Raw genomic sequence first — 13,886 nt, 5'->3', positions numbered from 1 at the left:
GGCTAAGGGCTAAGGGCTAAGGGCTAAGGGCTAAGGGCTAAGGGCTAAGGGCTAAGGGCTAAGGGCTAAGGGCTAAGGGTGAGCTCACGATGTGGGTGTGTTTGTGTCAAGGACTTATTCGGACCTGGAAAACCGGACACCGGCCCCCGCTCATTTGCCCGGGCCCTGACGGCCCCTCCCATTCAAGATAAAAAGTAACTAATCAATTGCCTCCGGCGGGTCGCTTTTTTGAAAAAAAGCTCCGCAAAAAACGTTTCTAATGCACTCGTGCTTCGTTTTGATCGCCCCGAAAGGCGATCAAAACGAAGCACGGGTGCGAAAATGTCGGAATTGTTTCGGCGGAGCCTATAAATGATTACATGAGACCTGTTTATCAAACTTTTTAAAAGTTTGGCCCCCGGCAGGGCCGCCGGAGGCTTTTTTGATCTGAATAGTTACGAAAAAAAAAGCCCTGCCGATTCATCGGCAGGGCTTTTTGTTTTGACAGGCCGGGCCACCTTCATGCTGGCGCCATCACTTTTAATGATCTACAGTGCCCCCATGAAACCATGGTATCTCTACATCCTTGAATGCGCAGACGGCACCTTGTACACAGGCATCACCACCGACCCCGGGCGGCGCCTTGACGAACACAACGCAGGCGTCGGCGCCCGCTACACCCGGGCTCGCCTCCCCGTGACCATGGTCTACCAGGTCTCGGTGAAAGACCGATCCGAAGCATCCCGCCTCGAATACCGCATCAAAAAACTTCCCCGGAAAACAAAGCTCGAGATGATAAGGGCTGAAAAAACAGGTCACAGGTCATAGGTGGCCGTTTATCACGGCCACCTCTACCCGTCTTATGACTGAAAGGCTTTTTCGGCTTTAGCGGCCACGGAGAGGCCGCTGAAAAAGCTCCGGGTCTCGGAGAAGACCACCTTGCTCAGGCCCAGGAGGCCGATGAGGTTGGGAATGGCCATGAGGCCGTTGACGATGTCGGCCAGGGTCCAGATAAGGCTGAGGTGGAGAAAGGAGCCTGAGGCCACCAGAACGATATAGATCAGCTTGTAGGGTTTGATGCCCTTGATACCGAAAAGGTACTCGGTGCAGCGCTCCCCGTAGTAGTTCCAGCCGAGGATGGTGGTAAAGGCAAAAAACATCAGGCCCACGGTGACCACGTACTGACCGATGCCGCTTCCCATGCCGATGTTGAAGGCGGTGTTGGTCATGGCAGCCCCGGCAAGGGACGGATCGTTCCAGGTGCCGGTCATCACCAGGACCAGGCCGGTGAGGGTGCAGATGATGATGGAGTCGATGAAGGTGCCTGTCATGGCAATGAGACCCTGACGCACGCATGAGTTTGTTTTGGCGGCGGCCGCTGCGATGGGCGCGCTGCCCAGGCCTGATTCGTTGGAGAAGACCCCGCGGGCAATCCCGCTTCGCATGACCATGATCATGGTGACGCCGGCTGCGCCCCCAAAGGCGGCTTCGGGATTGAAGGCGCTCTGGATCACCAGGGAGACGGCGGCCGGAATGCTCGACAGGTTCAGGATCAGGACCACGGCAGAGGCCAGAATGAAAAAGATGGCCATGAAGGGCACGATGGCCGAGGCCACCTGAGCGATGCGTTTGATCCCCCCGATGGTGACAAGGGCCACCAGCACGGTGAGGACCGTTGCCGTTACCGGAACGGGGATGTGAAAGCTCAGCAGGGCCGCGTCCTTGATGGCGTTGACCTGGGCAAAGGTCCCGATGCCGAAGAAGGCCACGCCAATGCCGAACAGGGCAAACATCTTGGCCAGGAATTTGTTTCCGAGGCCCCGCTCAATATAGTACATGGGGCCGCCGGACATCTGCCCGTTTTCGTCCACCACCCGGTATTTCACCGCCAGGAGCCCTTCGGCGTACTTGGTGGCCATGCCGAAAAACGCGGCCACCCACATCCAGAAGATCGCTCCGGGACCGCCGGCCTTGACGGCGGTGGCCACACCCACGATGTTTCCCGTACCGATGGTGGCGGAAAGGGCGGTGCAGAGGGAGGCAAAGCTCGACACATCCCCCTGGGCCCCGTCGCCGTGGTCCTTGCTGAAAAGGTACTTGATGGCCAGGGGCAGCTTGGTGATCTGCAGCAGGCCAAGGCCCACGGTGAGGTAAATCCCGGTTCCCACAAGGAGGATCAGAAGGGGGGGCCCCCAGACAAAGGAATCAATCGTTCCCAAAAGTTGTGCAAAATTTTCCACAGTATCATTCCTTTCCAGCCCGTGTGCGCACAACAAGGCAAAGCACAGGGCATGATCACGGCGTTTGGCTGCCGCTTCAATAATGAAATAAGATGAATAATGTGGATGAATGGATCGGTCTGCTAAGAGAAAGGCGTAAAAAAGAGGCACTACCAACTGATGTTACTTCAGTTTTCACGACAGCCAGCGGGCACCGGAATCGATACCGGCGGTTCTGCTCTGCCATGCCACTCTGTCCCTTGTACCTGAGAGTTTCACCACCGCCCGTGCGATACGGTGCGGCAGCTTGCTCCTTCGGCGCTCAATAAAAGCGGCTCCGCACAACCCTTGGGTTGTGCAGAGCCCCCGAATATTGAGACTCTCCAGAGGCTCGTCCAACAGCAGTCCCTTTTACCTGAAAGATTTACTTCTTCGGTGCCTTTCCATCGCATCGCACTCGCAACAACGCGCCGAAAGGTCTCTCCTGCTGTTTTCATCCGAGTTGTCCCCGCAGCGCATCCGGGCCATGCCCGAGGCGCCGCAGGTAAGGCACTTCTTCTACACCTTCTGGAGAATTTATCAAGCCCTGAACAGTCGCTGCGTCAAAAATCAAAGAAAACGCACACGAATACATTACAAAAAAACAAAACAATGAAATGGAACCGCACGCCACGGAACCGTGGAGGGTCGGTTTATGCGCCTGGCCCCTTGTTCAAGGGACCGTTCCATTGGTGACCGCACACATTGCAGACCCATCGCCTGCGCCGGAAAAACCAGGGAATGCCCAGAAAAACCAGCAGCAAGATCCCCCGCCACACCCGAAGCCGCCATCCCACGTTTCGCTCACAATCCACGTCAAAGCTTTCGCACCGCGGGCACCGCTCTTCGGTCTCCGCCAGGGGATCCCGGTACCCCAAGACGGCCAGGGCGTCCTGGCGATCCGATGCAAACACCCGCAGTTTCACCCCGCCCACGGCCAGAGAGTACCAGGGATGAATGCCCACCAAATTGTCATCGAACACAAAGGCCTCGATGCCGCTGGACTCCAGCTGGGCCTTGGCCAGATGGGCTTCATGGGGTGCGGTAAAGGTCGCGATGGTAACCAGGGATTCCTGTGGCATCATGCCCTCGCTTTGGTTGTGGCCGAAGCCGTGTCAAAAGGGGTCAGGCAAAACAACAGAACAAAAATCAAAACAGCTGTGGGTAGGTCCGGGACAAAGTCGCCATGTCCTTGGTTTGTTTTGCCTGTCCCTTTTTTTATTTCGGAACGAAAGAATAAAAAGGGTCAGGCAAATAAAAGGAGAAAAAAACAGGATGGACTGATGGCCGAGCCCAAAGACAACGTATCATGCCCTCGCATCCCTCGCCTCGCCAATTTTTGCCTGTCCCCTTTTTTTAATCCACGTTCACATGGCGATTCAGGGAGATGCCGTACTTTTTCATTTTGCTTCTTAACGTATTGGGGTGAAGGCCGAGGCGTTCGGCGGCACCGTTGGGGCCTGCAATTTTCCCCTGGCACAGAACGAGGGTTTTGCGAATCCAGGAAGCGGCCATCTCGTCGAAGGTTCCGGAGAGGGGCTCTGTGACTTCCCAGGCCTTTGTCTCCGTCCTGGGTGCGGGCCGGTTCAAAAGGGCCTCAAAGCGCAAAGGACGCCCGCCGGAAAGGATGAGGGCCCGCTCCACAAGGTTCTGCAACTCCCGGACGTTGCCGGGCCAGTGATAGTCCATCAGGGTTGCCAGGGCGCCCTCCTCAAGGCGCGGGCGGTACGGCAGGTTCATCTCCCGGGTCTTGCGGAGGATAAAGTGGTCCACCATGGCCGGAATATCTTCGGTTCGCCTGCGCAAGGGAGGAATCCCCAGGGGGAACACATGGAGGCGGAACCAGAGGTCCGAACGAAAGGTCCCTTCGGCCACCATGGCCTCGAGGTTCCGGTGAGTGGCGGCAATGATGCGCACATCGGCCTGCATCACCCGGGTACCGCCCACCCGCTCGAACTCCCCGCTCTGGAGCACACGAAGCAGCTTAACCTGGGCGGCCATGGGCAGTTCTCCGATCTCATCGAGGAACAGGGTCCCTCCGGCGGCCCGCTCAAACCGGCCCACCGAGGTCTCAAAAGCCCCCGTAAAGGCCCCCTTCTGGTGCCCGAACAGCTCGGAATCCATGAGGGACTCCGGAATGGCCCCGCAGTTCAAGCGAATAAGCGGCCCTTTGCATCGGGGCGAAAGCTTGTGGATCTCTCCGGCCACCACCTCTTTGCCTGTCCCGGTCTCTCCGAAGAGCAAAACCGGGCTCTCGGTGGGAGCCACCTGCTCAATGAGGCGCCGCACCTCGCCCAGTCCCCCGTGGGAGCCGATCATGACGTCACCGGTCATCTGCCGGGTATCGCGCTGAAGGGCCTGGTGATCCCGGACCAGGTCCTTGAACCGCATGGCATTGGCCAGGGCCATGCCAAAGGGCTCGCAGATATCCTTCATCACGTCGAGATGGCTTTCGTTGTAAAGGGACTCCCCTGCCGCGGCAAGGATCAGGTTGCCCATGATCTCACCCTGGTTTTTCAGCGCGCAGGAGATGGTGCAGCACAGGTTTTGGAAGCCTTCGGGACGACTTCGGACCGAGGGGAGCCAGTGTTTCACCAGCCCCATGAATTCTTTGTTGATGGGATGGGTATGGTCGCGGATCCAGGGGGTGGGGTTTTGAAGGGATTCCTCGTGCCAGGCCCCCATTCTCTCCCAGGTTCCGTCGGAGATGGAGATCATCTCATCGAGCCCGATCCCTCCCTCGGCACAGGCAAGGGCGATGACCCGCGCTTTTTTCTGGCCATGGTCATAGGAGGTAATGAACGCGCCGTCCAGGGGCATGATCCCCTTGAGGTAGGTGTACGCATCAAAGAGGGCGGACTCCAGGTCCAGGCTGCTGAAGATACGTCGGGCGACTTCTCGAAACCGGTCGGACACAATTCCTCCATTCCGTACTTAAACGATATTTCGTGCATTGGTCACGATATCTCGTTTACCATATCCACCACCCGCACCGCAACCCCTCAATAATACTCAACCTGAAACCCTGGCATGATATTTGGTTTATCTCATAGGCAGAATATTCGGACCCCACACGTCAGGATCCACCTTTCCAAGTCCGAATCTTCGCTGTGCCGGCGGAATCCGAAAGTCAGGCATTCACGTTTCCATTTCCTTGCCTCGCGCAAGACATGGGAATATCCCCCCTTGCCCTTACGGATTCCTCCGGCGCACATTTCGCCTGCAGCGCCCATCTCGGCAAAGGCAGCAGTCGGGCCCGATGTCAAGACAATGGAGCGCTCAGCGTAGTTTTCCGAACGTCGTTCGTTAAGACGTACACAACCTTCAGGTCTCAAAAAAAACGCCCTGCCAACGCCGCGTAACAAACTTCGGACCACAGGGCGTCAAAAACATCCCGCCCCACAGGGACCTTCACATGATTGCCCGACATGGTGAAGGCCCTCCCACCCGGACAGGCCGGCCAGGCTCCCTGGCCTGGCCGGCCATTTTTAAACGAACACCGGCATTAGGTAGAAAGTCAGCTCAAAAAAGCCTCCGGCGGGTCGCTTTTTGAAAAAAGCTCCGCAAAAACGTTCCGGTAACCAAAGAGATGCTTCCGGGTTATGGCCTGAGGGTCACCTCATGATTGAACACCGCCTCCGCGAACCTGTCCAGCACCCCATACAGGCTGTAAAGGCTCTCGATCTCCACATGCTCTTCGTCGGTGTGCTGGCTCATGTTTCCCTGTGGCCCCCAGATGACCCCGGGTGTGCCGGTCCGGTTCAGGAACCGGGCGTCGCTGGACGCATGCTCGGCCACTTTCTCGATGTTCCCGGCCAGCTCTGCCAGGAATCGGGTCACCGGTCCGTCCCCGCCGTTGAAGAGGGTGTCCACGGAGACCACCTCCACCTCGGAGGCCACGTCGGCCCGTATCGCCTCAATAAGGGCGTGGGGATCGTCGGCCTCCGTGTAACGGATATCGAGCTTTGCCCGGGCCTCGCCCGGTACCTGGTTCACGGCGCTGCCTCCCTGGATGCAGCCGATGTTCAGGGTTCGGTGCCAGTGGTCCTCACGGGTCTCAATAAAATGACGCCGCACCCTCATCAGATCGTCCAGCAGGGTATCGATGGCATTGTCCCCCAGCCAGGGGCGTGCCCCGTGGGCCCCTTTGCCCCGGGCGGTGAGGTTGAGCCGAACAATCCCTTTTTCCCGGACCACCAGGCGCTCCGGGCTTCCGCCGTCCAGGGCCACGCAATAGTCGCAGGACACGCGTTTCAGGGCCTCACCGGCCCCGTTGAATCCGCCGGTCTCCTCGTCACCTGTCAACAGCACGCCAAAGGGCAGCGCCTCCTGACCTTTGCCTCCGGCTTTCAGGCGATCGAGCCACGCTTTCACAAGCACCATGCACAGGGCCACGGCGTATTTATCGTCCACGGCCCCACGGCCGTAAAGCCGCCCCCCTTCTTCCCGGGGGGTAAAGAGCTCGTATTCTGCAGGCACCACATCAAAATGGGCCATCAAAAGCACCGGTGCGGCGTCGGCAGTGGGTGTCACCCACAGGGAGGGGGTGCCGTCCACCTCCATGCGGTTCACGGAGAGCCCCGCCTCCGTCAGCCAGCGTTCGATAAAATCTGCGCAGGCCGTAATCTCATCCGGCCGATCGGCCACGGAACGAAATTGAATCAGGCGTTTCAACAGGGGAACCATCTCGTCCATACTCACACATCCTTGCATTCTCTGTGGCATCATCCGCCGAGGCAGCCCTCACCCGGCAGACGCGCCCGTTTTCCGACAGCGACGCGAAAAGACTCCGCCAGCGGGAAGACGGGCTCCCCACCAGGCGCATCATAATCCGAAGCATGGAGACACCACGCTCCGCCTCTCCGTTCGCTCGCCGTCGCGCTCTTGCTGACACCGCCATTAAAGGAGAGGATTCCTCCTGTTGTATTCCAAAGAAAATCAGCGAGCAAGAGCCTGGAGGGGAATATCTCACCGCGAGGAAAGTAAACTTCGCCTTTGAAGCGCGATTCACTTTGTGATAGCCTCTTCAACAAAGATCACCAAGCCTTCCTGAGTTTAAAGTAAAGAGCAATCAAAAAGAAGCACATAACACGACCAGGCGACCCGTTCCGGGCACCCGATCACCCGCACAAAGGAAAAATCCATGAGCCCATCAAGCGTGTTGAAACGCACCCTGTTTTTCCTCTTGTTTCTCTTTTTTGCCACATCCTGCAGCGGCACCACCGAAGAGGCCCCCCAGGAACCCACCAAAATCAAAGTGGTCAAACCGGAAGTAAAAAACCCGGATACCTTTGTCTTCGAAGATTACGGAACGGTCCGGACCCTTGACCCCGCATGCGCCTACGACAATGTCTCCCATCAGCGCATCATGAACATCTACGAGCCCCTCGTGGCCTTTGACGGCTCGGCCACCGACGCCTTCGTGCCCGTCCTGGCCGAAGAGGTCCCCACGGTGGAAAACGGAGGCATCTCGGATGGTGGCAAGACCTACACCTTCAAAATCCGCAAGGGCGTCACTTTCCACGCAGGCGGGACCCTTTCCCCCGAAGACGTGGCCTACTCCCTCAAGCGCCACATGGTGGTGGACCAGGACGGTGGCCCCATCTGGATGCTCCTGGAAGCCCTGGTGGGTGAGACAAGCACCCGGACAAAGGGCGGCACCCTGAAACCCGGCATTTTTGAAAAAATCGATGCGAGCGTTGCCGTTTCCGGCGACACTGTGGTCCTCACCCTGCCCCGCCCCTTTCCCCCGCTGCTGGCCCTCCTTGCCTACGCCAACTGCGGCGCCATCCTCGACAAGGAGTGGACCATTGAGCACGGCGGCTGGGACGGCACCCTGGAAACCGCGGCAACCCACAACAACCCTGCCTTCGGGGCCGAGCCGTTGCACCACATCACCAACGGCACCGGCGCTTACACCATGCTGACCTGGGAGCCCTCCAAGGTTTTTATCTTCCAACGATTCGACGGCTACTGGGGTGAGGAGCCCGCCTTGAAGACCGCCGTCATCCGGTACAACAAAGAGTGGAGTTCACGGAAACTGGCCCTTCAAAACGGCGACGCCGACCGCGTTCTGGTGGACACCCAGTACCTGTCCGAAGTGCAGGCCATGAAAGACGTGGTGATCCACGCCGTGCCCCAGCTCTCGGTGACGGCAGCCCTCTTCTGCCGCCAGGTCAACCCCGAGGCCAACCCCAACATCGGCAGCGGAAAGCTTGACGGGGACGGGATCCCCCCAGACTTCTTTGCCGACCCCCACGTGCGAAAAGCCTTCCTCCACGCCTTTGACCGCAGCACCTACGCCAAGGACGTCTGGGACGATCGCGTGGTCATGCCCACCAGCCCCAACGCCAGCGGCATGCCTTACAACATCCGTGTCCCCATCTACGACTTTGACCTGGAAATGGCCAAAGAGGAAATGAAGCAGGCCTGGGGGGGGGAGCTGTGGAAAAAGGGCTTCAAGATGGTAACGATTACCACAACACCGGCAACGCCCAGCGGGAAGCCGCCGCCCACATGCTGGCGGAAAACATCATGAGCCTGAGCCCCAAATTCCAGATCGAGGTGCGCAACGTGGACTGGAAAGACTACACCGTGGCTTACCGAAAATACAGGTATCCCATCTTCATCATCGGCTGGGGCGCCGACTACCCCGACCCCGACAACTTCATGTTTACCTTCATGAGCTCCGAAGGGGTTTACGGCAAGTACATGGCCTATGAAAACGAAGAGGTGGACCGTCTCTGCAAAGAGGGCCGGTTTGAGGTGGACCCCGAAAAACGCCGGACCATCTATGAGCGCCTCCAGAATCTCTGGTACGAAGAGGCCATCGGCTGCATGATCTACCAGAAAATCGACAACTTCGTTTACCGCAGCAACATCAGGGGGTTTGTCCCGCACCCCATGCTGGACACGGCATGGGAGGATCTTAAGCGGCTCTCCAAGTCGGACGCCGCCACCCAATAGCCGGGGAACCAGCCATGACAGCCTACATCACGCGTCGCCTGATGTTCCTTTTCTTTGTGCTGTTCGGGGTGTCGGTGCTCATCTTCGGGCTTCTCATGACCTTCAGCCCGGAGAGGCGGGCCGCCGCCTATGTCACCACACCCCAGCAGGCCGAAGACATCCCCAGGATCGTGGAGCAGTTCGGGCTCACCGACCCCTTCCCGGTGCAGTATGCCCGCTGGGTCAAAGAGGTGGCCTCGGGCAACCTGGGATGGTCCCTGGTGGCAGCCCGGCCCGTCACCGAGGCGTTCTGGGGCTACTTTGCCGTCACCCTGGAGCTGAATCTGTTTGCCTCTCCCCTGGTGATCCTCATCGGCATCTGGCTTGGGACCCTCTCGGGGGTCCACCGGGACACCTGGCTCGACCACGGCACCCGCATTGCCGCCATCATCGGCTGGTCCCTGCCCACCTTTCTCTTTGCCCTGGTGCTGCTCATGGTCTTCTACGGCTATCTGGATCTTTTTCAGCCGGGCATCGTCTCCACCCACACAGCCCTGTGGGTGGCCAGGAGCCCGGATTTTATCCGTTACACCGGCATGTACACCGTGGACGGCATCTTAAACGGCGAGCTGTGGATCACCGGTGACGCCCTGGCCCATCTCGTCCTGCCGGTCATTACCCAGATCATCGTGGTGGTGGCCCTTCTCATGCGGGTGATGCGATCTGGCATGATCGAAGAGATGGGCAAGGACTACATCATCACGGCCCGGGCCAAGGGAGCCGACACCCACACCATCACCCGGGCCCACGCCAGGCCCAACGCCCTGATCCCCGTCATTACCGTGGCAGGCCAGCTTGTGGCCCTTGCCATGGAAGGATCCATTGCCGTGGAGGTTGTCTTCAGCCGCCAGGGCATGGGGTGGTGGCTGGCCGAATCCGCCACCCAGCTCGACATGCCAGTACTCATGAGCGTCTGCATGTTCATGGGGGTTGTCTTTGTGGTCTCCAACCTTGTCATCGACATCCTCTACGCGAAGGTCGATCCGAGGATCCGGCTCACATAACACGTGATGATGCCCGGATCGCCACGGAAATGACGCGGGGACGGCACCCACCGGCACCTCCCTGCTGCAAACCAGAACACCTGCTTGCTGAAAGGTAAACCCTATGGATCCAGCACCGGAGCCAAGACAAACCAGGCACCCGAGGTGGCGAGAGTTCACCTTCACCCTGCACCGAATTTTTCGAAACCCCTCGGCCCTCATCGGCTTCGGCCTGCTCCTCTTCTTTGTGGCCGTGGCCCTTGCCGCGCCGTACATTGCCCCCCCGAAATACGCCCACGCCCCCTACCAGATGCCCCACACCGGGTTCTCCCCCACGCCGAAACCTCCGGGTGACCTGCACCTGTTCGGCACCACCTCCGGCCAGTACGACATCTACTACGGGGTGGTCTGGGGCACGCGAACCGCCTTTAAGATCGGCCTGTTCGTGGTGGGGATCGCCGGGTGCTTCGGCACCTTTCTCGGGGTAATCTCAGGGTACTACGGGAGGTGGTTCGACGAGATCCTCATGCGCATCGTGGACATTGTCTGGTCCGTGCCGCTCCTGGTGCTGGCCATGACCATTGTGGTGGCTTTCGGCAGGGGCCTTGAAAACATCATGATCGCCCTGGCCCTTGTGGAGTGGCGCTGGTATGTGCGGGTCATCCGCTCGGAGGTGCTCACCCTGCGGGACCGGGACTTTGTGCAGGCGGCCCGGCTCATGGGGCGCTCCGATACAAAAATCATCGCACGGCACATCCTCCCCAACGCCATCTACCCCGTACTCATCATGGCCTCCATGGACATGGGTTCCATGGTCATCTCCGCCTCCTTCATGAGCTTTGTGGGGCTGGGGGCGCCCAAGGGGTATGCGGACTGGGGGCAGATGGTGGCCCTGGCCCGGAACTACATTGTGGGCCCGCCGGAAGACCCGCTTCGATTCTGGTACACCGTGGCCATCCCCGGCACCTGCATCATCCTTTTTGTGCTGGCCTGGAACCTCATCGGCGATGCCCTGAGGGACGCCTTCGACCCGAAGCAGCGGAGGAGATGACCATGGCCCCCCTCATCGAAGCAACGGATCTCACCACCCACTTTTACACCTACGAAGGGGTAGTAAAAGCGTTGGACAGAATAAGCCTCCGTGTGGACCGGGGCATCACCTTCGGCCTCGTGGGGGAGTCGGGGTGCGGGAAAAGCGTAACGGTTCGCTCCATGATGCGCATCATCCAGGAGCCCGGACGCATCGTGGGCGGCAAGGTGCTGTTTTACGGCAGGCAAGGTGCCTGCGAAGCCCCCGTGGACCTCATCGCCCAGTCCGAAGCCTGGATGCAGGGGCTGCGGGGGGACCGCATCTCCATGATCTTCCAGGAGCCCAACGCGGCCCTGAACCCCATCTTGCGGGTGGGGGACCAGGTGGCGGAGAGTTTTCTCTTTCACCGCAGGCGCTCCATGGCACAAAAAATCCTTTCGGACCTGGCCGATGCCGACACCCGGGTCTTCCCGGGAAGCAGGGGGCTGCAACACGTTCTGTATGCGCGCACCGCATCGAACCCTAGGGCCCTTCTGCTTCGGCTCTCCCGACGCATACCGATCCTGAAACGCTGGGAAACGCGCCTGAAAAAAGAGGCGTTCCGGCGTGCCACGGAGATCATCGGGCGCCTCGGCATCCCCCACCCGGACGAGGTGGCCAGGAGCTATCCCCACAACCTCTCCGGCGGCATGAAGCAGCGCATCGTCATTGCCATCGCCCTGGCCTGCAAGCCCGACCTTCTCATCGCCGATGAGGCCACCTCCAACTTGGACTTTACTGTTCAGGCCCAGATCCTCGACTTGCTGCACGAGCTGAAAGAGACCGAAATCGCCTCCATCCTCATGATCACCCACGACCTGGGCGTGGTGGCCGAGACCTGCGACCGCGTGGGGGTCATGTACGCCGGGACCCTCTGCGAAGAGGCCGACGTCAAAGACCTTTTCCAGGGGCCGAAACATCCGTACACCAAAGCCCTCATGGACTCGGTGCCCCGCTTTCACCAGGAAGGTGAGCTAAAAAGCATTGACGGTGCGGTGCCCAACCTCGTGAATCCACCGACGGGATGCAGGTTCCACCCACGGTGCCCCCACGTGATGACGCGATGCAGAACCGAGGTCCCCGAGCTTCAAGCCGTTGGAGAAAACCACAGGGTGGCCTGCCACCTGTATGGAAACAAGGAAAAGTGTGATGCCTGACGAGACCATTCTGGAGCTGGTGGACCTGAAAAAACATTACCCTGTCCTGGGCGGGGTGCTCAGGCGACAGGTGAATTCCGTCAAGGCCCTGGACGGCGTCTCCCTTACCATCAGGCGGGGCGAATGCCTGGGCATCGTGGGCGAATCCGGGTGCGGCAAGACCACCACCGCAAAGGCCGTGATCCGGCTCCATGGGGCAACCTCCGGGGCCATTGTCTTTCACCCCAAGGACCAGGACGCGCCGGTGGAGATCACGCACCTCTCCCCCAGGCAACTCAAAAAAAAGGACCTCCGCCACCGACTGCAAATGGTCTTTCAGGACCCCACCACCTCCATGAACCCGCGCATGCTGGTCAAGCACATCATCGCCTGCATCGAAAAAGAGTCCCTCACCTCCGTTGAACTGGAGGCCAGGGTGGTGGCACTCCTGAAACTGGTGGGCCTGGACCGCTCCCATCTGTATCGCTACCCCCACGAGTTCTCAGGGGGCCAGAGGCAGCGAATCGCCATTGCCAGGGCCATCGCCACCAACCCGGAATGCCTTGTCCTGGACGAGCCCACAAGCGCGTTGGACGTATCGGTGCAGGCCCAGATCCTCAACCTGCTCCAGGGCCTGCAAAAAAAGATGGGGCTGACCTACCTCTTTGTCACCCACCACCTTCTGGTGGTGAAGTACATGGCCGACCGCATCGCCGTGATGTACCTGGGCAAAATCGTGGAACTCGCCGTCACGGACGATCTTTTTGAACACACCCTCCACCCGTATACCTGGGCCCTTCTTTCCGGCATCCCCAGCACAGAGCCGGACGCCACACGACAACGGGTCCTTCTGAGAGGCGACGTTCCCAGCCCCCTGAACCCGCCACAGGGCTGCCGATTCCACACCCGCTGCCCCTTTGCCGAAGACACCTGCCTGACAACCGAGCCCCTCCTCACGGACATGGGCGACGGCCACATGGTGGCCTGCCATCGCAGCCACGAAACACCTGCCCTGTTCAAACAACAACGCTAACCCACAACAACAACCCACCCCCACCCAAGAAAAAAAGGAAAAAGGAAAAAGGGGTCAGGCAAGTTTATTTTTCTGCCTATTCGATTCGGATCGGAGTGGTGTTGCCTCCGGCGGCCCTGCCGGGGGCCAAACTTTTAAAAAGTTTGACAAACAGGTTTTAAGCGCTTCTTGGGTTTATTCGAATTCGTTGGTTTCAGGCTTAACGGGGCTAAGCGGTAAAAAGGGAAGGGGCCGAAAGTTCATGCCAAGCGTTTTCAAAAAGCGATCCGCTGGAGGCACAGGTGACCAATTACTGTTTGTGAAGGGAAATTTGTCGGAACGGCTGATTCACATTTGAGGCCATGGACCCTTCTCCCCCATTCTGTTATAAAACTGGCATTTTATCACACTCATCTCCGCAGCACGGCATCGCCTTCCGAAATA

Annotated in this window: 9 protein-coding genes, 1 pseudogene and 2 riboswitches; of the genes and pseudogenes, 6 read left to right on the top strand and 4 right to left on the bottom strand. The window is 59.2% G+C overall.

From position 1 onward, the window contains the following. Positions 1-540 precede the first annotated feature (540 nt). A complete protein-coding gene (locus ACOYW2_RS29335) occupies positions 541-807 on the top strand; it encodes a GIY-YIG nuclease family protein (protein ID WP_482414685.1) in 267 nt (88 codons plus the stop codon). A 32-nt stretch (positions 808-839) separates the two neighbouring features. On the opposite strand, the gene ACOYW2_RS29330 is transcribed toward ACOYW2_RS29335, so the two are convergent. From ACOYW2_RS29330 to ACOYW2_RS29315, 4 genes are all read right to left on the bottom strand, one after another. Continuing rightward, on the bottom strand, positions 840-2,219 hold the full coding sequence (locus tag ACOYW2_RS29330; RefSeq protein WP_482768903.1) for an alanine/glycine:cation symporter family protein: 1,380 nt from the start codon (positions 2,217-2,219) through the stop codon (positions 840-842). 230 nt (positions 2,220-2,449) lie between these two features. Next, positions 2,450-2,587, bottom strand: a riboswitch (glycine riboswitch). A gap of 3 nt (positions 2,588-2,590) precedes the next feature. Next, positions 2,591-2,695: riboswitch (glycine riboswitch) on the bottom strand. Positions 2,696-2,890: 195 nt separating this feature from the next. Then, positions 2,891-3,322: a putative signal transducing protein gene (locus tag ACOYW2_RS29325; RefSeq protein ID WP_482768902.1), complete on the bottom strand. Its 432-nt coding sequence runs from the start codon at positions 3,320-3,322 to the stop codon at positions 2,891-2,893. 271 nt (positions 3,323-3,593) lie between these two features. Next, complete coding sequence (locus ACOYW2_RS29320; RefSeq protein ID WP_482768901.1) at positions 3,594-5,153, bottom strand: sigma-54 interaction domain-containing protein; 1,560 nt, start codon at positions 5,151-5,153, stop codon at positions 3,594-3,596. 684 nt (positions 5,154-5,837) lie between these two features. After that, the gene (locus ACOYW2_RS29315; RefSeq protein ID WP_482768900.1) at positions 5,838-6,932 is read right to left on the bottom strand and encodes a M20 family metallopeptidase; all 1,095 of its coding nucleotides are present in this window, start codon (positions 6,930-6,932) and stop codon (positions 5,838-5,840) included. A gap of 448 nt (positions 6,933-7,380) precedes the next feature. Between ACOYW2_RS29315 and ACOYW2_RS29310 the strand changes: the two are divergent. The 5 genes and pseudogenes from ACOYW2_RS29310 to ACOYW2_RS29290 all read left to right on the top strand — a co-directional run bounded on the left by ACOYW2_RS29310 (position 7,381) and on the right by ACOYW2_RS29290 (position 13,463). Then, positions 7,381-9,203 (top strand): annotated as a pseudogene (locus ACOYW2_RS29310) (ABC transporter substrate-binding protein). Between the two features lie 14 nt (positions 9,204-9,217). Continuing rightward, positions 9,218-10,246, top strand: coding sequence for an ABC transporter permease (locus tag ACOYW2_RS29305; RefSeq protein ID WP_482768899.1), 1,029 nt, complete (start codon positions 9,218-9,220; stop codon positions 10,244-10,246). A 103-nt stretch (positions 10,247-10,349) separates the two neighbouring features. Then, positions 10,350-11,276 carry an ABC transporter permease gene (locus tag ACOYW2_RS29300; protein ID WP_482768898.1) on the top strand — a complete coding sequence of 309 codons (927 nt, stop codon included), beginning with the start codon at positions 10,350-10,352 and terminating at the stop codon, positions 11,274-11,276. Positions 11,277-11,278: 2 nt separating this feature from the next. Continuing rightward, positions 11,279-12,451, top strand: a complete 1,173-nt coding sequence (locus tag ACOYW2_RS29295; RefSeq protein ID WP_482768897.1) for an ABC transporter ATP-binding protein — start codon at positions 11,279-11,281, stop codon at positions 12,449-12,451. Continuing rightward, a complete protein-coding gene (locus tag ACOYW2_RS29290) occupies positions 12,444-13,463 on the top strand; it encodes an ABC transporter ATP-binding protein (protein WP_482768896.1) in 1,020 nt (339 codons plus the stop codon). Before ACOYW2_RS29295 ends, ACOYW2_RS29290 begins: the two co-directional genes overlap by 8 nt. The last annotated feature ends 423 nt before the right edge of the window (positions 13,464-13,886 follow it).

This window comes from Desulfoluna sp. CLI2B, from assembly GCF_056847375.1.
The sequence above is the reverse complement of the archived record's forward strand: the minus strand, read 5'-3'. Positions and strand labels throughout refer to the sequence as shown.

Bases quoted from the DNA above. Each gene is read 5' to 3' on its own strand.
- ACOYW2_RS29335 (WP_482414685.1), top strand. From the start codon at position 541: ATGAAACCATGGTATCTCTACATCCTTGAATGCGCAGACGGCACCTTG.
- ACOYW2_RS29325 (WP_482768902.1), bottom strand. From the start codon at position 3,322: ATGATGCCACAGGAATCCCTGGTTACCATCGCGACCTTTACCGCACCC.
- ACOYW2_RS29315 (WP_482768900.1), bottom strand. From the start codon at position 6,932: ATGGACGAGATGGTTCCCCTGTTGAAACGCCTGATTCAATTTCGTTCC.
- ACOYW2_RS29305 (WP_482768899.1), top strand. From the start codon at position 9,218: ATGACAGCCTACATCACGCGTCGCCTGATGTTCCTTTTCTTTGTGCTG.
- ACOYW2_RS29300 (WP_482768898.1), top strand. From the start codon at position 10,350: ATGGATCCAGCACCGGAGCCAAGACAAACCAGGCACCCGAGGTGGCGA.
- ACOYW2_RS29295 (WP_482768897.1), top strand. From the start codon at position 11,279: ATGGCCCCCCTCATCGAAGCAACGGATCTCACCACCCACTTTTACACC.
- ACOYW2_RS29290 (WP_482768896.1), top strand. From the start codon at position 12,444: ATGCCTGACGAGACCATTCTGGAGCTGGTGGACCTGAAAAAACATTAC.